Annotated in this window: 25 protein-coding genes; 13 read left to right on the plus strand and 12 right to left on the minus strand. The window is 73.1% G+C overall.

The window, feature by feature from the left end; genetic code table 11:
* The first annotated feature begins 218 nt into the window (after positions 1 to 218).
* From ACFOVU_RS13985 to ACFOVU_RS14010, 6 genes are all read left to right on the plus strand, one after another.
* The gene (locus tag ACFOVU_RS13985; protein ID WP_378533649.1) at positions 219 to 548 is read left to right on the plus strand and encodes a hypothetical protein; all 330 of its coding nucleotides are present in this window, start codon (positions 219 to 221) and stop codon (positions 546 to 548) included.
* A gap of 218 nt (positions 549 to 766) precedes the next feature.
* Entirely contained in the window at positions 767 to 1,018 is a 252-nt protein-coding gene (locus ACFOVU_RS13990) for a hypothetical protein (RefSeq protein WP_378533651.1), read from the plus strand.
* Positions 1,019 to 1,133: 115 nt separating this feature from the next.
* Positions 1,134 to 1,997: a hypothetical protein gene (locus ACFOVU_RS13995; RefSeq protein WP_378533653.1), complete on the plus strand. Its 864-nt coding sequence runs from the start codon at positions 1,134 to 1,136 to the stop codon at positions 1,995 to 1,997.
* A gap of 784 nt (positions 1,998 to 2,781) precedes the next feature.
* On the plus strand, positions 2,782 to 3,786 hold the full coding sequence (locus ACFOVU_RS14000; RefSeq protein WP_378533655.1) for an adenylate/guanylate cyclase domain-containing protein: 1,005 nt from the start codon (positions 2,782 to 2,784) through the stop codon (positions 3,784 to 3,786).
* A gap of 326 nt (positions 3,787 to 4,112) precedes the next feature.
* Positions 4,113 to 5,198, plus strand: a complete 1,086-nt coding sequence (locus tag ACFOVU_RS14005; protein ID WP_378533657.1) for an S-(hydroxymethyl)mycothiol dehydrogenase — start codon at positions 4,113 to 4,115, stop codon at positions 5,196 to 5,198.
* Positions 5,199 to 5,846 (plus strand): MBL fold metallo-hydrolase, encoded by a 648-nt coding sequence (locus tag ACFOVU_RS14010; RefSeq protein ID WP_378533659.1) that lies wholly within the window; start codon positions 5,199 to 5,201, stop codon positions 5,844 to 5,846.
* A 32-nt stretch (positions 5,847 to 5,878) separates the two neighbouring features.
* Here ACFOVU_RS14010 and ACFOVU_RS14015 read toward each other — a convergent pair whose 3' ends face one another.
* The 3 genes from ACFOVU_RS14015 to ACFOVU_RS14025 form a co-directional block, all read right to left on the minus strand.
* The gene (locus ACFOVU_RS14015) at positions 5,879 to 7,165 is read right to left on the minus strand and encodes a sensor histidine kinase (RefSeq protein ID WP_378533661.1); all 1,287 of its coding nucleotides are present in this window, start codon (positions 7,163 to 7,165) and stop codon (positions 5,879 to 5,881) included.
* 61 nt (positions 7,166 to 7,226) lie between these two features.
* Positions 7,227 to 7,895 (minus strand): response regulator transcription factor, encoded by a 669-nt coding sequence (locus ACFOVU_RS14020; protein ID WP_378533663.1) that lies wholly within the window; start codon positions 7,893 to 7,895, stop codon positions 7,227 to 7,229.
* A gap of 213 nt (positions 7,896 to 8,108) precedes the next feature.
* Entirely contained in the window at positions 8,109 to 8,579 is a 471-nt protein-coding gene (locus ACFOVU_RS14025) for a GtrA family protein (protein ID WP_378533665.1), read from the minus strand.
* Positions 8,580 to 8,725: 146 nt separating this feature from the next.
* Here ACFOVU_RS14025 and ACFOVU_RS14030 point away from each other — a divergent pair, with 146 nt between their 5' ends.
* Entirely contained in the window at positions 8,726 to 9,859 is a 1,134-nt protein-coding gene (locus tag ACFOVU_RS14030; protein ID WP_378534047.1) for a 5-(carboxyamino)imidazole ribonucleotide synthase, read from the plus strand.
* Positions 9,856 to 10,395, plus strand: a complete 540-nt coding sequence (gene purE / locus ACFOVU_RS14035; protein ID WP_378533667.1) for a 5-(carboxyamino)imidazole ribonucleotide mutase — start codon at positions 9,856 to 9,858, stop codon at positions 10,393 to 10,395. The genes ACFOVU_RS14030 and purE overlap by 4 nt, the downstream gene beginning before the upstream one ends.
* Here the strand turns inward: purE and ACFOVU_RS14040 are convergent.
* Both ACFOVU_RS14040 and ACFOVU_RS14045 read right to left on the minus strand, forming a co-directional pair.
* The gene (locus tag ACFOVU_RS14040; RefSeq protein WP_378533669.1) at positions 10,347 to 10,613 is read right to left on the minus strand and encodes a helix-turn-helix domain-containing protein; all 267 of its coding nucleotides are present in this window, start codon (positions 10,611 to 10,613) and stop codon (positions 10,347 to 10,349) included. The genes purE and ACFOVU_RS14040 overlap by 49 nt on opposite strands.
* Positions 10,613 to 11,230, minus strand: a complete 618-nt coding sequence (locus tag ACFOVU_RS14045; protein WP_378533671.1) for a DUF2975 domain-containing protein — start codon at positions 11,228 to 11,230, stop codon at positions 10,613 to 10,615. Before ACFOVU_RS14045 ends, ACFOVU_RS14040 begins: the two co-directional genes overlap by 1 nt.
* Before the next feature lie 149 nt (positions 11,231 to 11,379).
* Between ACFOVU_RS14045 and ACFOVU_RS14050 the strand changes: the two genes are divergently transcribed.
* The gene (locus tag ACFOVU_RS14050; RefSeq protein ID WP_378533673.1) at positions 11,380 to 12,027 is read left to right on the plus strand and encodes a hypothetical protein; all 648 of its coding nucleotides are present in this window, start codon (positions 11,380 to 11,382) and stop codon (positions 12,025 to 12,027) included.
* 85 nt (positions 12,028 to 12,112) lie between these two features.
* Here the strand turns inward: ACFOVU_RS14050 and ACFOVU_RS14055 are convergent, their stop codons facing one another.
* The 3 genes from ACFOVU_RS14055 to ACFOVU_RS14065 form a co-directional block, all read right to left on the minus strand.
* A complete protein-coding gene (locus ACFOVU_RS14055; protein WP_378533675.1) occupies positions 12,113 to 12,526 on the minus strand; it encodes a CoA-binding protein in 414 nt (137 codons plus the stop codon).
* 94 nt (positions 12,527 to 12,620) lie between these two features.
* Positions 12,621 to 13,958 (minus strand): UDP-glucose dehydrogenase family protein, encoded by a 1,338-nt coding sequence (locus ACFOVU_RS14060; RefSeq protein ID WP_378533677.1) that lies wholly within the window; start codon positions 13,956 to 13,958, stop codon positions 12,621 to 12,623.
* A 533-nt stretch (positions 13,959 to 14,491) separates the two neighbouring features.
* Positions 14,492 to 15,163 carry a hypothetical protein gene (locus tag ACFOVU_RS14065; protein WP_378533679.1) on the minus strand — a complete coding sequence of 224 codons (672 nt, stop codon included), beginning with the start codon at positions 15,161 to 15,163 and terminating at the stop codon, positions 14,492 to 14,494.
* A 222-nt stretch (positions 15,164 to 15,385) separates the two neighbouring features.
* Here ACFOVU_RS14065 and ACFOVU_RS14070 point away from each other — a divergent pair, with 222 nt between their 5' ends.
* On the plus strand, positions 15,386 to 15,601 hold the full coding sequence (locus ACFOVU_RS14070) for a hypothetical protein (protein WP_378533681.1): 216 nt from the start codon (positions 15,386 to 15,388) through the stop codon (positions 15,599 to 15,601).
* A 3-nt stretch (positions 15,602 to 15,604) separates the two neighbouring features.
* Here ACFOVU_RS14070 and ACFOVU_RS14075 read toward each other — a convergent pair whose 3' ends face one another.
* The gene (locus ACFOVU_RS14075; RefSeq protein WP_378533682.1) at positions 15,605 to 16,243 is read right to left on the minus strand and encodes a hypothetical protein; all 639 of its coding nucleotides are present in this window, start codon (positions 16,241 to 16,243) and stop codon (positions 15,605 to 15,607) included.
* Positions 16,244 to 16,298: 55 nt separating this feature from the next.
* Positions 16,299 to 17,900 (minus strand): LCP family protein, encoded by a 1,602-nt coding sequence (locus ACFOVU_RS14080; protein ID WP_378533684.1) that lies wholly within the window; start codon positions 17,898 to 17,900, stop codon positions 16,299 to 16,301.
* A 274-nt stretch (positions 17,901 to 18,174) separates the two neighbouring features.
* On the opposite strand from ACFOVU_RS14080, the gene ACFOVU_RS14085 reads away from it, so the two are divergent.
* Positions 18,175 to 19,182: a glycosyltransferase family 2 protein gene (locus ACFOVU_RS14085; RefSeq protein WP_378533686.1), complete on the plus strand. Its 1,008-nt coding sequence runs from the start codon at positions 18,175 to 18,177 to the stop codon at positions 19,180 to 19,182.
* Between the two features lie 30 nt (positions 19,183 to 19,212).
* Here ACFOVU_RS14085 and ACFOVU_RS14090 read toward each other — a convergent pair whose 3' ends face one another.
* Positions 19,213 to 19,968, minus strand: coding sequence for a glycerophosphodiester phosphodiesterase (locus ACFOVU_RS14090; RefSeq protein ID WP_378533688.1), 756 nt, complete (start codon positions 19,966 to 19,968; stop codon positions 19,213 to 19,215).
* Positions 19,969 to 19,977: 9 nt separating this feature from the next.
* Entirely contained in the window at positions 19,978 to 20,751 is a 774-nt protein-coding gene (locus ACFOVU_RS14095; RefSeq protein ID WP_378533690.1) for an IspD/TarI family cytidylyltransferase, read from the minus strand.
* A 495-nt stretch (positions 20,752 to 21,246) separates the two neighbouring features.
* Here ACFOVU_RS14095 and ACFOVU_RS14100 point away from each other — a divergent pair, with 495 nt between their 5' ends.
* Both ACFOVU_RS14100 and ACFOVU_RS14105 read left to right on the plus strand, forming a co-directional pair.
* Positions 21,247 to 22,074 carry an ABC transporter permease gene (locus ACFOVU_RS14100; RefSeq protein WP_378533692.1) on the plus strand — a complete coding sequence of 276 codons (828 nt, stop codon included), beginning with the start codon at positions 21,247 to 21,249 and terminating at the stop codon, positions 22,072 to 22,074.
* On the plus strand, positions 22,074 to 22,901 hold the full coding sequence (locus ACFOVU_RS14105) for an ABC transporter ATP-binding protein (protein ID WP_378533694.1): 828 nt from the start codon (positions 22,074 to 22,076) through the stop codon (positions 22,899 to 22,901). The genes ACFOVU_RS14100 and ACFOVU_RS14105 overlap by 1 nt, the downstream gene beginning before the upstream one ends.
* The last annotated feature ends 706 nt before the right edge of the window (positions 22,902 to 23,607 follow it).

Genomic DNA, 23,607 nt, shown 5'->3' on the forward strand with positions numbered 1-23,607 from the left:
CCGCGCCTTCCGCCGCGTCCGCCGATCGGCCAATGGAAACGCCGAATCGGACAAATATTACTTTGAGTATCCAACTGAATTCACAGCGTTATTCGCCATCTTTCCAGGTCAGATGAGGCGATGGCACCCACGGAGTTCTGGGCCTGGAGGGTCGGGACGCGGGCCGGGGGAGCCGCGGCCGGGCAGGGAGCCGGGCCACCTGGAAGGGGATTTCACTGATGAAGCGCACCTCAATTCGCCGCATTGCTTTCGTCTCGGTCGCCGCTCCGGCGCTGGTCGTGGGGGGACCCGCGCTCGCCATGGCCGACACCGTGTTCTCCAGCGAGACCGAAGCGGCCGGCCCGCACGGCGCGGCCTCGCACGAGATCTTCGCCGCGGCGTTCGAAAAGGAGCACGGCGAGGAGAAGGGCAAGGACGAGGGCCACCGCGAGGGCAAGGGCGAGGAGCACGGCGAGAAGGAGAAGGAAGGCGTGATCTTCAAGGAGAGCGCCGAGGCCGCCGGCAAGCACGGCGCCGTCTCCACGAGCACGATCAGCAAGGCGAACTGACCGAACGTGCGCCATCACGGGTGCCAACGGGTGGCCCACACGTCCCGCACCCGTGAAGGCGAGGGCGGCCGTCCATCGGGACGGCCGCCCTTTTCCCGGTCCGCACGCGCCCGGCCCGGAGCTCCGGGACCGGGCGGAAAGCGCCGGCCGCTCATGGGAGCGCCCGGCCACCGACGACCACCGATCCGCCGGTCCGCCGGCAGAGAGTGCAGGACGCCATGACCACCACGGTTCGCCGTCTGGCCTTCATCGCCGCGACGGTTCCCGCTCTGGCGCTGGGGGCGCCGATCGCCGCCATGGCCGACGCGAAGTTCGTCGACCAGCAGACCGCCGCAGGAAAGCACGGGGCATCGCTGACCGTCGTCCGCAGCGTCGCCGACGAGGACGGCAAGGTCTCGTTCAAGCACATCACCTACACCGTCGGCCCGAAGGGCGCCGCGATCACCGACACGCACAGCAGCGCACGGTGAGGCTGAGGCGGCCGCCGCCGCTCCGGCGCGGCGACTCCGGTGGCGGCCGCACCACATTCGTTGAAGCATTCCCCCCGAGGCCACGGCCAGGGGGTTCCCAGCCAAGGAGCATGGAATGATCCGCACGATCTTCACGACAGCGGCGGCCGCCGGAGCCTGTGCCGCCGCGGCCGTGTGCACCGCCTTCCCCGCTGCCGCCGCCGACGCGCCGCCTCCGCCGGAGCCCTGGCCTTTCGGCCCGGCGCAGCAGGAGCAGCAGGAGCAGCACGAACAGGAGGACCCTGCCGGTAACGGGCAGCCGGAGGGCACCGGAGACCAGGGCGGTACCGGCCCTGGCGACGAGACCGCGCAGGACGGAGAAGCCGGCCAGGGCGAAGGGACCGGGCAGGAGGACCCGGCCGGTGATGCGACCGGTTCCGGCGAGCCCCCCGCAGAGGACGGCACTGAGGAAGCGCCGGCGGGTGGCACCGAGGAGCCCCCGGCAGAGGACGGCACCGGGGAGAGCCCCGAATCCGGCGGGGAGGCCGCCGGTGAGGAGCCGGCCGGTGGTGAGGCGGGCAACGGGGACGCCGAAGAGGCGGCCGGCCCGAAGGAGCACGACTTCGACGTCTGGATCCCCGGCCGCCCCGACCTGGAGTGCAAGATGCGGGAGTCCGGGCTGTCGGGGCTGGAGCCGATGCTGGAGTCCGACGACGAGTTCACCTCAGAGGAGCTGTCCGGCGAGGTCGACCGCCCCGGGCTGATCTGCCGTCCCAAGCAGGGCGCGGAGCCGCCCCCGGCGGACGAGGAGCCCGAGGGCACCGAGGCCCCGGCCGAGGACAAGCCCCAAGAGGGCGGCGCGGGCACCGGCACGGAGGACTCCGGCGCTCCCGCGGCCGGGGACGGGTCCGAGGACGGGGCCGCCGCCCCGGAGGACGCCGAGCAGGCCGACCCCGCCGGGGAGGAAGAGGCGCCGATCACCGCCCTGCCCGTCGGCTGACGGGCGGGTGACGCTCCGGCCGCAGACGGCCGGACCGCGTCGTCTTTCCCTTCCGGGGATGCCCGGGCGGCACGCCCGGGGAGAACGGACCCCTGCGGAGCAGGGGAGGCACCGGCGGTCCGCCCAAGGGCGGGCCGCCGCCCTCATGCGCGGAGGGAACCGCCGGCCGCCGATCAGCAGGCCCCCATGGGCCGCGGATCGGGCGGGAAGGGCCCCATGCGACCGGCGTGCTCCCCGGGCCCGGCGGAGCCGGGCTGCTGCGACCGCAGGGGCGCGGCCGGGATGCGCCGTCGTGCCGCCCTGCGACCGGACGCCCGCGCCGGCACCGGCCCCGGAACGTGGTGACCGGTCCTGCCGCGCCGGATCACGGCGCCCGGGCGGAGGCCACCGCAGCGGTGGCGACACCCGCCGCGTTCGTACCGGTGCGTTTCCGGGCATTCCGGGGCGAGCCTTGGACTGGACCGGTATCCGTTCGTTCACCGCCGGGTGTGACCGGGGTCTCCTGTGCGAGGATCGCACCATGGCCCTCTGCGGACCGCCGTACCCGCTGCGCGCCGTGTGCGCTCGATCGGCCGGGGTCGCCCCCGTGGCCGGCCGCGCCGCCACGGGCGGTTACCGGGGTGTGCGGTGTCGCCGCAGGCCGGGGCCGCGGGATCGGGCTTTTCTTGACGCGCCCGCCCTCCACGTATTAAACCGACAGTGACACGCAGGTGACCGTGCCACCCACACCTGGACGGTGCCGCGCCTCCCCGCCGCCGCACCGGCCTCGAACACGAGAGAACGTATGTCGTCGCGTCCCGACCCCAAGGAGATCGAAGCCGTCCTGCTCGGAGGCGAAGCGCGCTATTCCCGCGACGAGGCGGTGCGGCTGGCGGGGGCGTCTCCCGAGTTCTCCGACCGTGTCTGGCGCGCCCTCGGCTTCGCCACCCGCGAGGACGGCCCCGCCTTCACCGACAGCGACGTCGAAGCGCTGCGCATCGCAACGGAGCTGCTGAAGAACGGCGTCGTCGACGAAGAGGCGGCGATCCGGCTGGCCCGCGCCATGGGCCAGACCATGGCCCGGCTGGCCGAATGGCAGACCAGCATCCTGTCGACCCTGTCCTACCCCCCCGACCAGGGGCCCGAGGAGACCGGCGTGGGCCCCCTCGTCGGTCTGGCCCAGGACCTGCTGCCCGACGTCGAGCGCCTGCTGGTGCACATCTGGCGGCGCCAGCTCGCGGCCTCGGCCGCGCGCCGGCTGGCGTTCATGGAGAGCAGCGAGGACGCCGCCCCCACCTACTTCCCGCTGGCCGTCGGCTTCGCCGACCTGGTGTCCTTCACGACGCTCAGCCGCGAACTCGACGAGGTCGAGCTCGCCGAGGTCGTCGAGGGCTTCGAGTCCACCGCCACCGACATCGTCGCCTCCGGCGGCGGCCGGGTCGTCAAGACCCTCGGCGACGAAATCCTCTACGTCGCCAACACCGCCCGCCAGGCCGCCGAGATCGCGCTCCAGCTGGCCGATGGCGTCAAGACCCACATCGAGGTCCCCGACGTCCGCGTGGGGCTGGCCTACGGCCCCGTCCTCGCGCTCCTGGGCGACGTCTTCGGCACCACCGTCAACCGCTCCAGCCGCCTGACCTCCTTCGCCCGCCCGGGGACCATCCTCATCGACGACGCCCTGGCCGGGCAGCTCCGCGACGAAGCATCCCTCCAGGTCGTCGCAGTGCGCCCCCGGCACGCGCACGGGCTGGGCCAGATCCAGCCCTATGCGCTGCGCCGCAGCTTCGAACCCGCCGGCCCGCAGAACTGACCCCCGCCGCCGCACCCCGGACCGGACCGCACGAAGGTGCCCTTGGGTCGCGCTCGTCGGCTCGCTCGGCTCCAACGGCCCCGCGAGGCGCGGCGCCGCCTCCGCTCGCTCGTCGGCTCGCCGCTCGGTGCTCCTGGGTCGCGCTCGCCTCCTCGCTCGGCTCCAACGGCCCAGCGGAGGGGCCTTCGGCGGTGGGCAGCGCCGCCTCCGCTCGCTCGTCGGCTCGCCGCGACGTATCCACAGTCGGGCAGAAAGTCCTTCCGTGCGGCACCGGGATCGGGCATGTTGGGAACCACGACCATCGTGACCCGTCACAAGGAGCCGCAATGGCGCATGAAGTCCAGGCCGTCGTCTCACGGAAGAAGGGCGACCCCGTGGGGGTCGAGACCGTCATCGTCCCCGACCCCGGGCCCGGGGAGGCGCTCGTCGAGGTCCGGGCGTGCGGTGTGTGCCACACCGACCTGCACTACAAGCAGGGCGGCATCAACAACGACTTCCCCTTCCTGCTCGGGCACGAGGCCGCGGGGGTGGTCGAGGCGGTCGGCGACGGCGTCACGGGAGTGGCGCCGGGCGACTTCGTGATCCTCAACTGGCGGGCCGTGTGCGGCCAGTGCCGGGCCTGCCTGCGCGGGCGCCCCCAATACTGTTTCGACACCGCCAACGCCACCCAGCCCATGACTTTGGCCGACGGCACCCCGCTCAGCCCCGCCCTGGGGATCGGCGCCTTCGCCGAGAAGACCCTCGTGGCCGCCGGCCAGTGCACCAAGGTCGATCCCGCCGCGGGCGCCGAGGTCGCCGGCCTGCTGGGGTGCGGTGTCATGGCCGGGCTGGGGGCGGCGATCAACACCGGCGGGGTCACCCGCGGCGACTCCGTCGCGGTGATCGGCTGCGGCGGCGTGGGCGACGCCGCGATCGCCGGGGCCCGGCTGGCCGGCGCCTCGACCATCGTCGCCGTCGACGTCGACGACCGCAAACTCCAGTGGGCGCGCGACTTCGGCGCCACGCACACCGTCAACTCGCGCGAGCGCTCCCCGGTCGAGGCGGTCCGCGACCTCACCGGCGGCAACGGGGCCGATGTCGTCATCGACGCCGTCGGCCGCCCCGAGACCTACCGCCAGGCGTTCTACGCGCGCGACCTCGCCGGTACCGTCGTCCTGGTGGGCGTGCCCACCCCCGATATGACCATCGACCTGCCCCTGGCCGATGTCTTCGGCCGCGGCGGCGCGCTGAAGTCGTCGTGGTACGGCGACTGCCTGCCCTCCCGCGACTTCCCCATGCTGATCGACCTGTACCTGCAAGGGCGGCTGGACCTGGACCGCTTCGTGTCCGAGCGCATCGCCCTGACCGACGTCGAGGAGGCGTTCGACAAGATGCACCGCGGTGATGTTCTCCGTTCGGTGGTGGTCCTCTAGATGCCCCCTGCCTCCGCCGCCCCCATCCACAAGGTCGTCACGTCGGGGAGCTTCCGCCTCGACGGCGGCTCGTGGGACGTCGACAACAACGTGTGGATCGTCGGCGACGAACGCTCCGCGATCGTGATCGACGCCGCCCACGACCACGAGGAGATCGCCCGCGCCCTGGGCGACCGCGAGCTGATGGCGATCGTGTGCACCCACGCGCACAACGACCACATCAACGCCGCGGCGGATCTGGCCGACCTCTCCGACACCCCGGTCCCGATCCTGCTCCACCCCGACGACGCCGAACTGTGGAGCCTGGTCTACCCCGACCGCGAGCCCGACGCCCCGCTCCTCAACGGCGAACGGCTCCAGGCGGGGGGCGTGGAGCTCGAGGTGATCCACACACCCGGGCACGCCCCGGGTGCGGTCTGCCTCTACGCGGCCGAACTGGGCGTGCTGTTCTCCGGCGACACCCTCTTCCAGGGCGGCCCGGGGGCCACCGGCCGGTCGTTCTCCGACTTCCCGACCATCATCGACTCCATCCGCCACCGGCTGCTGACCCTGCCCGGCGACACCGTCGTGCACACCGGGCACGGCGACTCCACCACCATCGGCGCCGAGCTGCCCCATCTCCAGGAGTGGATCGACCGCGGGCACTGACCCGCGGGGCCCGCGCGTGCGCGGGCGTGTGCTCAGAACGGGCCGGCGCCCTTCGACAGGCCGCCGGCCCGCGGGGGCAGGAACAGCGCGAACGTCGCGGGGCGCATCCGCACCAGCTCCACCCGTGCACCCTCCGACTCCGCGATGTGGCGGGCCAGGGCCAGCCCCAGGCCCGTGCCGTCGTTGCCGCTGACCTCGCGTTCGAAGATCCGGCCTGCGATCTCCTCGGGGATCCCCTCGCCCTCGTCGCTGACCTCGATGCGCACGGAGGTGCCGCCGTCGACCCGGCGCACGGTCACGGTGCCCGCGCCGTGCTTGTAGGCGTTCTCGACCAGGGTGGCCAGGATCTGTGCCAGGTCGTTGGGCACGGTCATGGCCGTGAGCCCCTTCTCACCGGTCAGCTTCAGCTGGCGGTCGGCCTTGCGGAACATCGGCGCCCACTCGGCGACGAACTGCTTGAGCACGTCGTCGACCGCCACCGGCTCGACCTCGGGGTTCTGGCTCTGGCGGGCGCGGCCCAGCAGGCTCTCGACGGTCTCGACCAGGCGTTCGGCCTGGGTGAGGGCGGCCTCGCCCTCCTCGCGCACCACGTCGGGGTTGTCGGCCTCGGCGATGATCTCCTCCAGCCGCATCGACAGCGCGGTCAGCGGGGTGCGGAGCTGGTGCGAGGCGTCGGTGGCGAAGTGCCGCTCGGTGGCGATGAGCCCGGCGATCCGCTCGGCGCTGCGGTCGAGCACCTCGGCCACCCGGTCGGCCTCGGGGATGCCGTAGCGGTGCCCCCACGGGGTCGTGACGCCCGATCCCAGCCGCTCGGCGGTCGCGGCGAGGTCGACGAGGGGGAGGGTGAGCCGGCGCGCCTGGAGCATCGCCAGGCCGACCGCCACGCCGATGGCCAGGAGCGACAGGGAGGCGATGCCGAGCCAGGCGTTGAGGACGCTCTCCTGGACGCGTGCGGTGTCGCGCCAGACCTCCACCCGGACCCCGCCGCCCGAGGTGGCGGAGGCGTGCAGGGTGGTGGTCGTGTGCTGCTTGTGGGGGTCGAACTTCCAGCCGCCCGCGTCGATGGTCCGGCTGGAGTTGGGCAGGGTGATCTCGATGTGCCGCGACGGGTAGGCGGAGGCGAGCTGGGCCCGGTCGATCTGACCGCCGCCGCGGATCTGGACGTCGGCCTCCGCGGCGATGATCCCGGCCTCCTGCTGCAACTGGCGCACGTTCTCTTCGTAGAGCGACGTGTAGGTGAGCGCGCCCAGCGGCAGGCCGAGGAGCATCACCGCGATGACGGTGACCACCAGGGTCGAGAACAGCATCCGCCGGCGCATGACACTCCTTGTCGCCGCGGGCCCCGGCCGGGCGGGTGCCCGCTACGGCGTGCAGGCCGCGCTAGTCGCGTTCGAACCGGAAGCCGACACCCCGCACCGTGGTGATGTACGACGGCTGGTTGGCATCGTCGCCCAGCTTGCGGCGCAGCCACGAGATGTGCATGTCGAGCGTCTTGGTGGACCCCCACCAGTTGGTGTCCCACACCTCGCGCATGATCTGCTCGCGGGTCACCACCTTGCCTGCGTCGCGCACCAGCACCCGCAGGAGGTCGAACTCCTTGGTGGTGAGCTGGAGCTCGCGGTCACCCAGCCACGCGCGGCGGGAGTCGTTGTCGATGCGCACCCCGTGCACCACGGGCACCTCGGCGCCGCCCCGGCGGAGTAAGGCGCGGACCCGGGCGAGGAGCTCGGCGAGCCGGAAGGGCTTGGTGACGTAGTCGTCGGCGCCCGCGTCGAGCCCCACGACGGTGTCGACCTCGTCGGCGCGCGCGGTGAGGATCAGGATCGGCGTTCCGTGGCCTTCGGCGCGCAGCCGCCGGGCCACTTCGAGGCCGTCCATTTCGGGCAATCCGAGATCAAGGACCATGAGGTCGATATCCCCGGCGCGGGCGCGGTCGAGAGTCTCGGTGCCATTGACGGTCACATCGACCGTATACCCTTCGCGGCGCAGTGCGCGGGCAAGCGGCTCGGAGATCGAAGTATCGTCTTCGGCCAGCAAAACGCAGGTCATGTACCCGATCGTAAGTCGAGTCGGGGGCATTTCCCTATTATGCGCGCCGTATGGACCCTGGTTGACCGAAAATACGCATCCCCCATTTCGGACAAAAATCGCCAACCGTTCTGCCGCGACCGGGATCTGTCCTTCCTTGACCGTAACTTGGCCGAAAGACCGGGGGCGGCGCGGCCATTACGGCGCCCCGCTCCGGAGCCGCAGCGGTGGACATCATGACGGCCGGCCGGCGGCGGGCGGGGGCGCCTCGGCGGGGCTCGGCGGGAACACCCACGTGCGGTAGGACCAGAAGCGGAACAGGGTGCCCAGGCCCACCCCGATCAGGTTGCCCGAGATGTTGCGTGAGAGCGGGTCGTCCAGGCCCAGCCCGTAGACCGCCACCCCCACGCAGGCGAGCTGGATGGCCAGTCCGATACCGTTCATCAGGAAGAAGAGCGCGTACTCCCGGCCCAGGCCGGTCCGCGCGCGGTGCCGGAACGTCCAGAACCGGTTGCCGAGGAACGCCACGAACGTCGCCACCACCACCCCCGCCGCCTGGCCCGCCAGCGCGGACACCCCGAGCGCCCAGAGCAGGTTGGTCGTGGCGAGCTGCACGACGTAGGCGATGCCCCCGACCGTCCCGAACTTCGCGATCTCGTGGATGAGGTGGGAGAAGCGCCGGTAGAGAGCTGTCAGCGTCCGCACAAGGGGTTTCCGATCCTTTGCCCAGGTGGTCACTACAATTTCGGGGATGCCCCGGCGGGTCCGCGGCGGCCCCGGCCGCCCCCGTCACGCGAGTCAACGAATGAGGCACTGTGAGCGAGAGTAATCGCCCCGTACCCCGCGTCGGTATGGTCGGCGGCGGGCAGCTGGCCCGGATGACCCACCAGGCCGGGATCTCCCTTGGGGTGGACTTCCGCGTCCTGGCGGCGTCGGCGGGCGACAGCGCGTCCCTGGTCACCGGCGGCGTCACCGTGGGCGACGAGCGCGGGGCGCCCGACCTGCTGGCCTTCGCCAAGTCCTGCGACGTCCTCACCTTCGACCACGAGCACGTGCCCGAGCCCGTGCTGCGCGAGCTGGAGGAGGCCGGCGCCGTCCTGCGGCCCGGCCGCGACGCGCTGGGCTTCGCCCAGGACAAGCTGCGCATGCGCACGCGCGCCGAGGAGCTGGGCGCCCCCTGCCCCCGCTGGCGCGCCGTCACGACCGCCTCCCACGTCGAGGCGTTCGCCGACCCCGCCCAGGGCGGGACCGGCTGGCCCGTGGTGCTCAAGGCGGCGCGCGGCGGCTACGACGGCAAGGGCGTGTGGGTCGTGCGCGACGCCGATGAGGCCGCCGGGGTGGTGGCCCGCGCGGCCGCCGCCGAGGTGCCGTTGCTCGTCGAAGAGCTGGTCGCCTTCGAGCGCGAGCTCGCCGTGCAGGTGGCGCGCTCGCCCTACGGCCAGATCGCGGTCTACCCGGTGGTCGAAACCGTCCAGCGCGACGGCATCTGCCACGAGGTCATCGCGCCCGCCCCCGGGCTCGACGAGGACAAGGCCGTCCGCGCCCAGGAGCTGGCGATCGAGCTGGCGCACGCCCTCGGCGTGGTCGGCATGCTCGCGGTGGAGCTGTTCGAGACCGCCGGCGGGGTCGTCGTCAACGAACTGGCCATGCGCCCGCACAACTCCGGCCACTGGACCATGGACGGCGCGGTCACCTCCCAGTTCGAGCAGCACCTGCGCGCGGTGCTCGACCTCCCGCTGGGCGCGCCGCGCACCACCGCGCCCTTCACCGTGATGGCCAACGTCCTCGGCGGCACCGACCCCGATGTGCACGGCCGCTACATTCATGTCATGGCCAAGGACCCCGCGCTGAAGGTGCACTTCTACGGCAAGGAGGTCCGTCCCGGCCGCAAGATCGGGCACGTCAACGTCGCCGGCGACGACTACCGCGACCTGCTCGAACGCGCCCGCGACGCCGCCGCCTACCTCAAGGGAGACCAGCAGTGACCGAGACCGCCCCCACCGTCGGCATCGTCATGGGCAGCGACTCCGACTGGCCCGTCATGCAGGACGCCGCCGCGGTCCTGGAGGAGTTCGGGGTCTCCTACGAGGCCGACGTCGTCTCCGCGCACCGGATGCCCCACGAGATGATCGCCTACGGCACCGAGGCGGCCGGCCGCGGGCTCAAGGCGGTCATCGCCGGCGCCGGGGGTGCGGCGCACCTGCCGGGGATGCTGGCCTCGGTGACCACGCTGCCGGTCATCGGCGTGCCGGTGCCGCTGCGCTACCTCGACGGCATGGACTCGCTGCTGTCGATCGTGCAGATGCCCGCCGGAGTGCCAGTGGCCACGGTCGCGGTCGGCGCGGCCCGCAACGCGGGCCTGCTGGCGGTGCGCATGCTCGCCGCCCACGACCCCGATCTCACCGAGCGCATGCGCGCCTTCCAGGAGGAACTCCGCTCCCAGGCCCACGCCAAGGGCGAGCGCCTCCGCTCTCAGGTCACCGGCGGCTCCCCGTCCATGGGCTTCGGCCTGGGCCGGTAGCGGAGCAGGTCGCCCGGCTGGCAGCCGAGCGCGTCGCACAGCCGGGTCAGGGTCGAGAACCGGATCGCCCTGGCCCGGCCGTTCTTCAGCACCGACAGGTTCACCACCGTGACCTGGACCCGCTGTGACAGCTCGGTGAGCGTCATGCCCCGTTCGCGCAGCAGTTCGTCCAGCCGCACTTCGATAACGGCGTCACCGGCGTCGTCGGCACCGGTCATCAGATCGTTGCCTCGGCGTCCTCGCGCAGGTCCACCCCGTGGTGCACGATCTCGGAGATCGCGAGTACCGCCAGGCCGAGGAGGACGACGGCCAACGGCACATCGACGATCGTGTAGAACGCGCCGTCCGCCAGGACGAGCGCGGTGAGGGCGGAGCCAACGCCCAGGTTCAGTACCGCCGTGCCCAGGCCGCCGAGCACGGCGAGCATCCCCAGGGCGCGCAGCCGCCGCGCGACGGTGCGGGTGAAGGGGCCCTCCCAGCGGGCCGAGCGGACGGTGCGGCTCAGCAGGACCGCCCCGGCCAGCCAGAGAGAGACCTCGGTCGCGTGCAGGACGAGCCACAGCGCCGCCTGCACGGGAGAGGGGTCGGCCACGACCACCTGCGTGTTCCCGTAGAGCTCCGTTCCCGGCGGCAGGAGGTCCGGGACCGTGCGCGCCGCCTCGGCGTCCAGCGGCACGTCGATCACGTGGTCCTGGAGCGCGAACGGGAACCCGAGGATGATGCCGACCCCGCTGATGAGCACCAGGCCCAGGATGATCGCGAGTCCGGCGACGAAGAACCGGACCGTTCCGTCGAGGAGGCCGATCCAGGAGGCCGGTCTGTGGGTGGGGGTCATGTGCGCCTCCATGGTATATCGTTCTTCGATAACATCGATAAACGATAAATATCGATATTCGATACGTCAACCCCTGGGTGGGCGGGCGGCCTGCGCGGTGGTCCGGGCGCTCCGGTTCGGGGTGCGGTGCCAGGGGTAGGTCTGCGGGCATGCGACGACGCCCGAACTTTCTGAGGCCGTCCGGCGATACCGCCGAGAGTGCGCCCCCGGCCGGGGGGAGCGCGGGCGGGCCGGCGCCCGGCGGCGGTCCCGCCGGACCCGCCGAGCGCGAACGGGCCGAGAGCCGGCGCGCTCTGGCGCGCGAGCACGGCTGGGCCTACACCGAGCAGCACCAGCGTGCCATCCACGGCTGGCCGCGCACCGCCCTGCCGCCCGGGCCGCTGGGCCGGGTGCGCAATGAGATCAGCGGGCGGCACCGGGGCCGCCCCTTCCGCATGTTCGACTACGTGCGCGGCGGTGAGCAGGGCGCCCCGGCCACGGCCCTGGTGGTCTACGCGATCGGCCTGCCGGTGCGGGTGCCCTACCTGTACGTGCAGGACCGGTCGGGCGGGGCGCACGACCTTTACGCGGAGAGCCCGGACCGCAGGTTCGCGACGGAGCTGCTGGCCGACGGGGTCCGCGAGGACATCCGCCGGTTCGCCTTCACCGACCTGGTGCTCGACGGCGACGTCCTCATCTGCACGGGCGACAGCGGAGCCCCGCCCGAAGGCAGGCCGTTCCTCGACGCCCTCGCCGACGTGGTCGCCCACGTCCCGGCCGACGTCTGGTCGCGGTGGGGTCGGCCCCGGACCCGGTGACCCCCGGGCCCGGTGACCCGCGGATCGGCCGGCCGCTGCCGCATCGCGCCGGCCGTTCCCGCGGCGTGCCCGGCCGGCCGGGGCGTCACCCCAGCAGCCGGGGCCACTCGATCGCGGGGCAGTGGTCCATGACCATGGTCCGCCCGGCCGCCCGCACGCGCTCGGCGGCGGCCTCGTCGACCACGCCGAGCTGGAACCACACGGTGCTGATGTCGTCCCGGGCCAGCGCCTCATCGGCGATGGCCCCGGCGTCCTCGGAGCGGCGGAACACGTCGGCGACGTCCACCGGGAACGGGATCTCGGCGAGGGTCCGGTAGCCCGGCTCCCCGTGCACCGTCGCCGCGCTCGGGTGGACGGGGACGATGCGCTTGCCCTGGGACTGGAGGAACCGCGCCACCCCGTAGGCGGGCCGGGCGGGGTTGTCGCCGAGCCCGACGACCGCCCACACCTCGCTCTCGCGCAGCACCTGGCGGATGTCGTCGTCGCTGATGTCGCTCATGACCCCATTGTGCTCCCCCGACCCGTCCCCGCCGCGGCCGCCGCTCCGACCCGGCGGGGGACCGGGGACGGCGGTGCGGTGGAGCGGGCGGCGGCTACGGGCGGCCGAGGGCGCGGTAGGTCCAGCCTCGGGCGCGCCAGTGCTCGGGGTCGAGGGCGTTGCGGCCGTCGACGATCTTGCGTTCGCGCACCATCTTCGCCAGCTCGTCGGGATCGGCGTCGCGGAACTCCGCCCACTCGGTGAGCAGCAGGACGACCTCGGCGTCGCGCACGGCCTCCAGCATGGAGTGCGCGTACCCCAGATCGGGGTGGGCGCGCTTGGCGTTCTCCAGCGCCTCGGGGTCGTAGACCGTGACGGCCGCGCCGAGCGAGGAGATCGTGGAGGCGACGTCCAGCGCGGGCGAGTCGCGGATGTCGTCGGAGTTCGGCTTGAACGCCGCCCCCAGGACGGCGACCGTGCGCCCGGCGAAGCTGCCGCCGATCAGCCCGCGCGCGATGTCGATGGTGCGCGCCCGGCGGCGCTGGTTGATGGCGTCGACCTCGCGCAGGAACGACAGCGCGGGCTCCACCCCCAGCTCGTCGGCGCGCGCCATGAACGCCCGGATGTCCTTGGGCAGGCAGCCGCCGCCGAAGCCGAGCCCCGGCCCCAGGAACTTGCCGCCGATCCGGTCGTCGTAGGACAGGGCTTTGGCGAGCTTGATCACGTCGGCGCCGGCGACCTCCGAGACCTCGGCCATGGCGTTGATGAAGGAGATCTTGGTGGCGAGGAACGCGTTGGCCGACACCTTCACCAGCTCGGCGGTCTGGAGGTCGGTGACCAGGAACGGGATGCCCTGCTCGATCTGCTGCCCGGACACCTCGCGCATCACCGCCTCGACCCGCTGGGAGCCGGGGGCGGCGCCGATGACGATCCGGTTGGGCCGCAGGGTGTCCTCCACCCCGAAGCCCTCGCGCAGGAACTCCGGGCTCCAGCCCAGCTCCACCTGGTCGCCCGCCGGCGCGAGGTCGGCGATGCGCGCCGCCGCGACGGCCGCCGTGCCGACCGGGACGGTGGACTTGCCGATGACCACGGCCGGGCGGGTGAGCAGCGGGGCCAGGGCGTCGATCGCGGCGTTGACGAAGGTCAGGTCCGCGGCGTTGGAGTCGGCGCGCTGGGGGGTGCCGACGCAGATGAAGTGCACGTCGGCGAAGTCCGCGACCTCTTGGTAGTCGGTGGTGAAGCGCAGTCGGCCGTTGGCCAGGTTGCGGCCCAGCACCTCTTCCAGCCCGGGCTCGTAGAAGGGGACCCGGCCCGCGGAGAGGCTGTCGACCTTGACCGAGTCGACGTCGAGGCCGAGGACCTCGAAACCGAGTTCGGCCATGCACGCGGCATGCGTCGCGCCCAGGTACCCGGTACCGATGACCGAGATCTTGCTGCGCTGCTGTGCGACCAATGCTCCGTCCGTCCTTCCTTGCTGCGCTGCCGCCGCCGACCGCATCGGCGCGCGTCGCCCCGCTGCCGCGGCCCTGGGATGCTACCGGCGCGTCACAAGGACGGGAGGTAGGTGTCCGCGATGCTGTACGGCCCCGGGTGGCGCGCGCCGCCGCGCTGCGCGACGAAGCCGTCTCCTGTGAAGATGTGTGTACCCGCTGAGTCTTCTATCGTGCGTCCCCCCGCGTCGGGTTCGCTAACACCCGAAACGCCGCGATCGTCCCGCGGGATGCGCACGGACGCCGTGCCGCGGCCCCCCGAGGGGACGCCGCGTGGCGCGGGGCGCCGGAGCACGCCGTGAGGGGAAGGACCCGGCCCGCCGGACGGTGTCCGCCGCCGAGGGTACCGGCGGATACCGGGTCGGATACAGCTCACCGGGTCGAGTCCGCCGCCAAGAGTACCCACCGGTACCGGATCGTCCGTCCGGACCCGGGGTGTTCGGGCGTGCCGCCGTGCGCGGCCGCGCACGCCCGGGCCGTGTGCTCGGTCCGCGGGTCAGGGGGAGGGGCGCCCCGGGCCGCCGTCGCCGCCACGCAGTCTACGGTGCCGCGGCTCGGTCCACGGCGGCTCGCCTGCCGGGCGGCCGGCGGCGGTGTTCCAGTCGCGGATCGGCGTCCCCTCGGCCGGGGTGTGCGATGCGCGCTGCTCCGGGCCCTGCCGGGCGGCAGCGGGCGGGTCGCCGTCGAACCGGCGGGCCGCGGGGTAGGGGGAGTCGTCGTCGCCGTCGTCGTCCCCGGCGAGGCCGGGGCGGTGGCGGGCGCGCCACCGCGACGGCGGCAGGGCGGAGGCGAACAGCAGGCCGCCCACCAGGATGAACAGCGGCCCCCAGGGGAACCACGGTGCGCCGCCGCCGGGCGGTTCCAAGTAGCCGGGCACGACCGGCACGGGCCACGGGGTGGCGTCGAGCACGCCCAGCGCGGCCAGCGCGAGCCCGGGCACCGCGGCGGCGAGCGGCGACAGCCGCGACCCTGTCAGGAACCCGATGACCACGGCGAGCACCCCGAGCGCGACCAGCGGCGGGACCGCCTCCGGTACCCGCGGGACGTCGTCGATGCCGACGCCGTAGACCGATGGCCAATGGGGCGCCCACGCCAGCCCGAACCCGGCCACGGGGACGGCGGCGATGCCGAGGAGGAATCCGAACAGGTGCCGTGAGCCGTTGGACATGGCGCGGTCTCCTCGTCGCCGGGCACTGCACTGGGGGGCTCCCACGCTAACCCGCGAGGGTGCCCGAAGACCAGAACGTGACGATGGGAACCGGAATGGGATGAGATGTGCCGGGACGGCGGGCCGGGGGGACGGGCGGCGTGCCGGTCCGCACCGGTCGTCCTCGGCGTGGGGCACGATGAGGGCCGGCGGCCTGCGAACCGGAACACAGGAGGGGCGGAGATGGCGGATCACGACGCCGCGGAGGACACGGAGTTCCCGCACGGAATCGGCAAGGTGGCCCGTCGCGAACTGGCGGCTCACGGCTACACGCGCTACGAGCAGCTGACGCGCGTCACGCCCGCGGACCTCCTTGCGATCCACGGTGTGGGCCCCAAAGCGGTGCGGATCCTCGGCGCGGAGCTCGCGGCGCGGGGCCTGTCCTTCGCCGCCGGCTGACCCTTAGCGCCGGCCGCGGCGGTGGAACTCCCGGGTATCGCTCTCCGGGGCGGGCGGGACCGGTTCCCAGCCGCCGGCGGGGTCGCGCTGGAACGGGGTGGTGGTCCGTTCGGGGTCGAGGTCGCCCCGGTGGGAGCCGCTCCGCGGGGCCGCGCCGGGGAGCGGCGCGTCGCCGGGGAGCGGCGAAGGGTGGGCGGCCGCCTCGGTGAGCGGCGGGGCGTAGGCGCGCGGGGTGCGCGACCAGCGCGACGGGATCACCGACGACACCAGCAGCAGCGTTCCGATCGGGAGCGCGACCGGCAGCGCCGGGCCGACCGGGTGGAACACCGATCCGGGGTCGATCCCGGACGGCAGCACCGCGTCCAGCGACCCCCGGTCGACCACCGGCCACAGGCACAGGGTGAGCAGCAGCGCGCCGGGGACGAACGCCGTCAGCGGCGAGATCCGCGCCCCGGCGAAGAACCCGCAGAGCAGCCCGACCGCCATGAGCACCCCCAGGGCGGTGGTCACCGCAGGGGCGCCGATACCGTTCCCGCCGTCGGCGAGGGCTCCCTGGACCTCGCCCGCCGGCCACGCGACGCCGATCCACAGCAGGGGTGCGACCGCCAGCCCGGCCAGCAGCCCGATGAGGTGCCGCAGCATTGTGCCCTCCTGTCGTCGTCGCCCTCGGTGTTCGGCTACCCGCGGACGCCCCCGTTCACGCGGCGCACACGTTGTCCCGGGCCGTGGTGGTCTCCGGCGCGTCCGTGCCGCCTCCGGTGTCCGGTGAGGTGGACGGGTCGGCGGCGGGGGCCGTTGCGGCGTCGACGCCGGTGTAGTTGAAGCCGAGGACCACCTGGAGCTCGTCGCTCAGCGTGGGGTCCTCCTCCGTGGTGGATCCGGGGACGGTGTCGGCGACCGTCTGCGCCGCGGCGGCCTCGCCGGGCCCGTAGCGGATGACCGTCTCGGGGACGCTGCGGCTGGACCAGTCCTGGGCCTGGCCCGGCACCTGGAACCCGGCGGTGGCGAGGTCGCTGCGGGCCTGCGCGCCGATCCCCGGGGTCCCCATCCCGTTGAAGACCTGGAGCCGGATGTCCTGCGGGGCGACCTCCGCGTCGGGGTCCCCGCCCGAGGGGGAGTCGCCGGGCCCGCCGTCGCCCCCCGACGCCTCGGCGTCGGCGCCGAGCGGCCGGTCCGCCGCGATGTCGGCGAACATCGCCCCCGCGGCGGCCTCGTCCCAGACGACGGCGACGTCGCCGCGCGGCGTCCAGAAGTCCATCTGCGCGATGGGGACCTGGGTGAACGAGACGTCGTCGAGCCCGATGGAGCGCAGCTGCCCGCCGAGCCGGTTGATGGTGGCGGTGTCGAGCCCTTCGTCGACCGTGATGGAGCCCAGAGCGGAGTCGAGGAACGCCGCGAACTTCTGCGGGTCGCCGAGCGTGTCGGAGCTGACCGCCTGGTCCAGCAGCGCCGCGATGACCTGCTGCTGGCGCTCGATGCGGTCCAGGTCGCCCTTTGTGGTCTGGCGGGTGCGCGCGAACGCCAGCGCCTCGCGCCCGTCGACCCGGTGCGTCCCCGCCGCCATGGTCAGGTTCGCCTTGGGGTCGTCGATGGCCTCGGGCAGGCACACCTCGATCCCACCCAGCGCGTCGACGACGTCGACGAAGCCGGTGAAGTTCACCTCGATGTAGTGGTCGATGCGCACGTTGGTGGCCGATTCCACCGTCTGCACGGCCAGCTGCGGCCCGCCGTAGGCGTAGGCGGCGTTGATCTTGTCGGTGCCGTGCCCGGGGATGTCCACCCAGGAGTCGCGGGGGATGCCGACCACGGTGACCCGGTCGCGCTCGTTGTTGAGGTGGACGAGCATCATGGTGTCGGAGCGCTGCCCGGGCGTGTGGCCTACGCCGAGGTCGTCCTGGGCGCCGCGTTCCATGTCGTCGCGCCCGTCGGAGCCGATCACCAGGATGTTGAGCGCGCCGCGGGGGCCGGCGTCGGGACGGTCGCCGTCGAGCAGCCCGCCGAAGACGTCGAACCGGTTGAGCTGGCCCGACGCCCAGCCGGTGATCGCCCACGCGGTCCCCGAGGCGAGGAGGACGAGCACCGACAGGGCGCCCGAGACCAGCACGGCCGCCCGCTTGCGGCGGACGCGCCGGCCGGGCAGGGCGGCGACACCGGTACGGCGCCCGGAACCCGTGCGCGGGCGCTGCGGGGAGGGGGAGGGCGGTGCCGGCGGGGTGGGGGCGGAGCGCATGCGGCGGAACTCGGGGTCGCCTTCGGGCCGGTCCGGACGCCGGCCGCCGTCTCCCGTGCGATCGCTCACTGGGTGGCCTCCCCTGTTCCGGATCGCCCGGGCGGGCCGGGTCCCTAGACTCCTAGGTTGTCACCCGACCCGTCATTGGGTCTCCGAAATGTCGCTCGTCGGCGTGTTGCACCAGGTTGGACGAACGGCGGCGCCGGTTGGTTCTCCGCCGCGGCGAGAACGGCCCTGGACTGCGGTGACGCCGAAACCGGATGCCGCGCCTGTCCGGACCCGGCCGGGGGGTGCAGTAGCGTTGCCCCTGCACCCCAGCCCTTTGTCACCCCTTGGATCGCCCGTGACCACCTGGCCGCCCGTTTCGGTAGTCATGCCCATCTTGAACGAGGAGCGCCACCTCGCCGCAGCCGTGCGGCACGTGCTCGCCCAGGAGTACCCGGGTGAGCTGGAGGTGGTCCTCGCGGTGGGCCCGTCCAAGGACCGCACCCGCGAGGTCGCCGACGAGCTCGCCGCCGCCGACCCCCGCATCAAGGTCGTGGACAACCCCACGGGCCGCACCCCGGCCGCGCTCAACGCCGCCATCCGCGCCTCCTCGCACTCCGTCGTGGCCCGCATCGACGGCCACGCCATGATGCCCTCGGACTACCTGCGGGTGGCCGTGGAGACCCTGGAGGAGACCGGGGCCGACAACGTCGGCGGCATCATGGCCGCCGAGGGCGAGACCGACTGGGAGAAGGCCGTGGCCGCCGCCATGACCTCCAAGGTCGGGGTGGGCAACGCCCGCTTCCACACCGGGGGCGAGGGCGGCCCCGCCGACACCGTCTACCTCGGCGTCTTCCGGCGTTCCGCGCTGGACCGGGTCGAGGGCTACGACGAGGCGTTCCTGCGCGCCCAGGACTGGGAGATGAACCACCGCATCCGCTCAACCGGCGGGGTGGTGTGGTTCCAGCCGCGCATGCGGGTCTCCTACCGCCCCCGCCCGAGCGTGGCGACGCTGGCCCGGCAGTACTTCCACTACGGCCGCTGGCGGCGCGTGGTGGCCCGCCAGCACAAGGGCACCATCAACCTGCGCTACCTCGCGCCGCCCGCAGCGGTGCTCGGCATCGCCGCAGGGCTGCTCGGGGGCATCGTGTTCTGGCCGGCGCTGCTGGTGCCCGCCGCCTACGTCGTGGCGATCCTGGCGGCGTCGGTGCCGCTGGGCCGCGGCCTCACCGTGAAGGGCCGGCTGAGCGTCCCTGTGGCCCTGGCCACCATGCACATGGCGTGGGGCACCGGGTTCCTGACCAGCCCGCCCGGCCTGGGCGCCGACTCCCGGAGCGCTCGAGCCCGCAACGCCGACGCCCACTGAGACGCCCCCCGACCTGGCAGCGCCCCCCGATCACGCCTGCTTGAGCGCGGCCACCGTTCCCGGGACGTCGTCGACCACGACCGCGTCGACCCCGGCGTCGGCGAACCGGGCGGCATCGACCGGGTCGGGGCACCAGGAGACCACCTCCAGGCCCGCGCGGTGGGCGACGCCGACCGTGTACTCCACCGAGCGCCGACCCGGGCGCGGCGCATCGCCGGTCAGCCCGAACGAGCGGGCGTCGATCGCGACGATCGCGCAGCCCATCCCGGCCGCCCCCGCGACCGCCTGGTCCAGCGGGTTGCGGACGAACGGCATCCACGCGGTCGGCACGTCCGGAGCCTCGCGGCCCACCGCCAGCAGGACCCCCGGGTCGAAGGAGCACACGAAGACCCGGCGGCGCGCCGCCTCGCGGCGCAGCACCGGCAGCAGCAGCGCCACCGTGCGCCGCGCCGGCGGGTCGGTGGCGTCCTCCATCACCGTCTTGACGTCGACGTCCAGCCCGATGTGGCCGGGCAGGCGGTCGAGCGCCTCCTCCAGGGTGAGCAGGCCCTGCGCCGCGCACTCGCGTGCGGGCAGGTCCACGATCGCCCGGCCGTCGGGCAGCGCGGCGTCATGGTTGACGACCAGCACGTCGTCGGCGCTGCGGCGGACGTCGACCTCGATCCACGACGCGCCGTCTCGGACCGCCGCCTCATAGGAGCCGGCGGTGTTCTCCCGGTGCCCGCCGACGATGCCCCGCCCGGCCCCGCGGTGCCCGATGACCTCGGGCGCGGTGAAGACCCCCATCGCCCCGCCTCACTCCGCCCCGGTCCGGCGGCGCAGCAGCGCCTCGGCGACCTCGATGTCACCGGGGTTGGTGACCTTGATGTTGGACTCGGCGCCGGGGATGACGCGGACCTCTTCCTCGGGGACGTAGCGCAGCACGACACCGCAGTCGTCGGTGGCGACCAGCCCGGGGTCGGCCAGCGCGCGGGCATAGGCGAGCCGGACCACGCCGAGCCGGAACCCCTGGGGCGTCTGCATGCGGCGCAGGCGGGAGCGGGGCGGCACGCTGCGGATCACCTCGGCGCCCCCCGGGGCCTGGGTGACCTCCACCACGGTGTCGGCGGAGGGGACGGCCACCCCCACGGCGCCCGCCTCGCCCAGCGCGGCGACGCACTCGGCGATGGTGCGCCGGTCCACCAGCGGGCGCACGGCGTCGTGCAGCAGCACGAGGTCGCCGTCGTCGCGGTGGGCGAGGGCGTCGAGCGCGGCCACCGAGGTCGCGGTGCGCGTGGCACCGCCGGGCAGCACGGCGGACACCTTGGCGTGGCCGCCGGCCGCGACGATCTTCTCGACCTCGGCGATGTGGTCGGCGACCATCAGCACGATCACGTCGTCGACCTCGGGCGCGGCGCAGAACGCGGCGATGGAGTGCTCGATGACCGACCGGCCGTCCAGCGCCAGCAGCTGCTTGGGCCGTGGGCCGCCCATGCGCACCCCGACCCCGCCGGCAAGGACGGCGGCGGTCACGTGCGGGCGGCCGGGCCGGCCCGGCGCGGGGGCGGAGGGGGCCGGGTCCAGGGGCATGTCCAACATCTCTCCTCGGGTCGTCCACGCCGAGGCTAGCGGACCAGGGCGCACGGGCCCGGGGTGAACAGGCCCGGGCCGCGGGACGGTGGCGCGCGGCGCCTGGGGGACCGGCGTGCGTGCCCGGGGCGCGCGGCCGGCGGGTATCGCGGTCGGCCAACAATGAGGGAACAATAGGGTCCGGTGGGGCCGGGCCCTCCGACGCACCGGTAATGTGAACGCCGGAATGGTCTCCCGGTCCGCACATATGGCAGGATCGGGCCGCCGAGCCCAGGAGTGGTCTCCCCTCAACGAGAGTCCCGGCTCGTTCGATCTCCTGGTCAGCCGATCCCCAGAACCATTGGCCACCGCCCGTCGCCGGCGGTGGTGGGCTTCGCCATTCGCCTCCCCCGCGGGCCCGTGCCCGGCCGGGGAGGGCTGCTCGGCCCGCACCGCGCGGCGTGCGCCGCCGGCGCGGTCGCGGAGGTTTGAAACTTCACCCCGGAGGAGGTGGCGGTGGCGTCAAGGGCGCTGGCCGTCTGGCAGAACCGGAAGGTCGTCAGTCTTCTGGTCCGTCGTGACCTGAAGGTCAAATACCAGAAGTCGATCCTCGGCTACGCGTGGTCCATGCTGGAACCGCTGGCCATGGCAGGGGTCTACTTCTTCGTCTTCGGGCTGGTGTTCAACACCAACCGGGGTGTGCCCGGCGGCGACGACGCTCCGGGCGGCTACATGCTGTTCCTGATCTCGGGGCTGCTGCCGTGGCTGTGGTTCAGCGTGGCGCTGAACGAGGCGCCCAAGGCGCTCATCTCGCACGCCAAGCTCATCACCACGATGAAGGTGCCGCGGGAGATCTTCCCGGTGGCGGTGGTGTCGAGCAAGTTCGTCGACTACCTCTTCACCTGGCCGGTCCTGCTGATGTTCGTGTTCGCGCTGGGCGGACGCACCTCGGCCATGGGCCTGCTGGTGTGGCTGCCGCTGGCGCTGCTGGTGCAGTTCGCGTTCTCCCTGGGTATCACCCTGCTGCTGGCATCGGTCAACGTGCTGGTGCGCGACGTCGAGCGCATCGTGCGTATCCTGAACCGGGTCCTGTTCTACGCGTCGGCCATCATCATCCCGTCGTCGCTGGTACTCGACTCGGAGACGTTCCCGGACTGGTTCAAGACGGTGTTCCAGCTGAACCCGCTCCTGGGGATCTTCAAGATGCACCATGCGGTCTGGTACCCGGCCGATGCCCCGAACGGCTTTACCCTGGTGGCGTCGATCGGGGGGGCCGTCCTGACACTCATCATCGGTTACGCGACGTTCCGCCGACTGGAAACGTCCGTCCTGAAGGAGTTGTAATGGCGGAGCCGGTCATCGAGGCCAGGGGGCTCGGCATCAAGTTCGCGATGAACCGCCGGCGCAAGCGGAGCCTGCGCGAGATGTTCATCCACGGCAACAAGCGCGACCCCAACCCCACCGGCAGCGACTTCTGGCCGCTGCGCGACATCTCCTTCGAGATCGGCCAGGGCGAGTGCGTGGGCATCGTCGGCAAGAACGGCACCGGCAAGTCCACCCTGCTGAAGATGATCGCCGGCGTCCTCATCCCCGATGAGGGCAGCGTCGAGGTGCGGGGCAAGGTGGCGCCGCTCCTGGAACTCCGGGCGGGCTTCAACGACCAGCTCACCGGGCGCGAGAACGTCCAGCTGGTGGGTTCGCTGCACGGCATGAGCCCCAAGATGATCGAGGAGAAGTTCGACGAGATCGTCGAGTTCGCCAACATCCGCGAGGGCTACATCGACATGCCGGTGCGGCACTACTCCAGCGGCATGAAGGTGCGGCTGGGGTTCGCGCTGATCTCCCAGCTCCAGCACCCCATCATGCTGGTCGACGAAGTGCTCGCGGTCGGCGACAAGGCGTTCAAGAAGAAGTGCTACGACGCCATCAAGCGGATGCTGGCCGACAACCGCACCATGGTGCTGGTGTCGCACAGCGAGTCCGACCTCAAGCGCTTCTGCAACCGCGGCCTCTACGTCCGCGACGGCGCGCTGGTCCTGGACTCCGACATCCAGAGCGCGCTGGACGCCTACAACGCCGACGTCAAGGCCGAGCAGGAGGCCAAGACCGCCAAGCCGGCCGAGGAGAAGAAGAAGCCCACCGGCGAGGACGGCAACGGCAAGGCCGCCTGACCGCGCCCTTCCCCCCTTTCAACCCCGCTGTACCGCCGCCCGGCCGCTCCCCGGCCGGGCGGACGCGTGTCCGCCCCCTTCCGGCGGCGCCGCCCACCCCATAGGGTCTGTGGCGGCCGGGCCGCCGGCCGCGGGGCGGGGACCGCCCGCCCCGGCCGTCTCACGGGATCGGTGTGTCGGTGGTTGCCGTGCGCGCCGTCCTGGGTGAACGTTCAATACAGGGCGCGTGGGAGGGGCACGGCCGTGGCGGATGTCGGCGCACTCACCGATCAGGGTGCCGGGCGGTGGGTCCGGCCGGTCCTGGACTGGGCGCAGCGCCGCGGGGTCACCCCGGCGAGCCTCACCCGGGTGGCGCTCTTCCTTGCGGTGTCGGCCGCCGTGTGGTTCACGGAGAGCGGGCTGCGCGGCTCCCTCGTCGGCTCACTGCTGCTGGCCCTCATGCTGCTCACCGACGTCGCCGCGGCGCGGCTGCGCGCCGGCCGCCCCGATGCCCTCGACACCTGGCTGCGGGCGGTGCTGGGCCGGCTGCGCGAGTACACGGTCTACGCGGGCGTGGCCATCGGCGGCGCGGTCTCGGGGGTGCCCGACGCGTGGGCGTGGGCGGCCGGGGCGCTCGTCGCCCTGGCGCTGTTCGACACGGTCGTGGAGGCCCGCCGGGCCGCCCCCGATACCGCTCCGGCGCAGGACGGCGCGGCGCGCGGCCGCC

This window comes from Nocardiopsis sediminis, assembly GCF_042650565.1.
Taxonomy (GTDB): Bacteria; Actinomycetota; Actinomycetes; order Streptosporangiales; family Streptosporangiaceae; genus Nocardiopsis_B; species Nocardiopsis_B sediminis.

Excerpts from the sequence above, each read along its gene's own strand:
- ACFOVU_RS14015 (WP_378533661.1), bottom strand. The coding sequence starts at position 7,165 with ATGCGCCGGCGGATGCTGTTCTCGACCCTGGTGGTCACCGTCATCGCG.
- ACFOVU_RS14020 (WP_378533663.1), bottom strand. The coding sequence starts at position 7,895 with ATGACCTGCGTTTTGCTGGCCGAAGACGATACTTCGATCTCCGAGCCG.
- ACFOVU_RS14105 (WP_378533694.1), top strand. The coding sequence starts at position 22,074 with ATGGCGGAGCCGGTCATCGAGGCCAGGGGGCTCGGCATCAAGTTCGCG.
- ACFOVU_RS14010 (WP_378533659.1), top strand. The coding sequence starts at position 5,199 with ATGCCCCCTGCCTCCGCCGCCCCCATCCACAAGGTCGTCACGTCGGGG.
- ACFOVU_RS14000 (WP_378533655.1), top strand. The coding sequence starts at position 2,782 with ATGTCGTCGCGTCCCGACCCCAAGGAGATCGAAGCCGTCCTGCTCGGA.
- ACFOVU_RS14055 (WP_378533675.1), bottom strand. The coding sequence starts at position 12,526 with ATGAGCGACATCAGCGACGACGACATCCGCCAGGTGCTGCGCGAGAGC.
- ACFOVU_RS13995 (WP_378533653.1), top strand. The coding sequence starts at position 1,134 with ATGATCCGCACGATCTTCACGACAGCGGCGGCCGCCGGAGCCTGTGCC.
- ACFOVU_RS14050 (WP_378533673.1), top strand. The coding sequence starts at position 11,380 with ATGCGACGACGCCCGAACTTTCTGAGGCCGTCCGGCGATACCGCCGAG.
- ACFOVU_RS14005 (WP_378533657.1), top strand. The coding sequence starts at position 4,113 with ATGGCGCATGAAGTCCAGGCCGTCGTCTCACGGAAGAAGGGCGACCCC.
- ACFOVU_RS14040 (WP_378533669.1), bottom strand. The coding sequence starts at position 10,613 with ATGACCGGTGCCGACGACGCCGGTGACGCCGTTATCGAAGTGCGGCTG.
- ACFOVU_RS13985 (WP_378533649.1), top strand. The coding sequence starts at position 219 with ATGAAGCGCACCTCAATTCGCCGCATTGCTTTCGTCTCGGTCGCCGCT.
- ACFOVU_RS14065 (WP_378533679.1), bottom strand. The coding sequence starts at position 15,163 with ATGTCCAACGGCTCACGGCACCTGTTCGGATTCCTCCTCGGCATCGCC.
- ACFOVU_RS13990 (WP_378533651.1), top strand. The coding sequence starts at position 767 with ATGACCACCACGGTTCGCCGTCTGGCCTTCATCGCCGCGACGGTTCCC.
- ACFOVU_RS14095 (WP_378533690.1), bottom strand. The coding sequence starts at position 20,751 with ATGCCCCTGGACCCGGCCCCCTCCGCCCCCGCGCCGGGCCGGCCCGGC.
- ACFOVU_RS14090 (WP_378533688.1), bottom strand. The coding sequence starts at position 19,968 with ATGGGGGTCTTCACCGCGCCCGAGGTCATCGGGCACCGCGGGGCCGGG.
- ACFOVU_RS14045 (WP_378533671.1), bottom strand. The coding sequence starts at position 11,230 with ATGACCCCCACCCACAGACCGGCCTCCTGGATCGGCCTCCTCGACGGA.
- ACFOVU_RS14070 (WP_378533681.1), top strand. The coding sequence starts at position 15,386 with ATGGCGGATCACGACGCCGCGGAGGACACGGAGTTCCCGCACGGAATC.
- ACFOVU_RS14030 (WP_378534047.1), top strand. The coding sequence starts at position 8,726 with ATGGTCGGCGGCGGGCAGCTGGCCCGGATGACCCACCAGGCCGGGATC.
- ACFOVU_RS14075 (WP_378533682.1), bottom strand. The coding sequence starts at position 16,243 with ATGCTGCGGCACCTCATCGGGCTGCTGGCCGGGCTGGCGGTCGCACCC.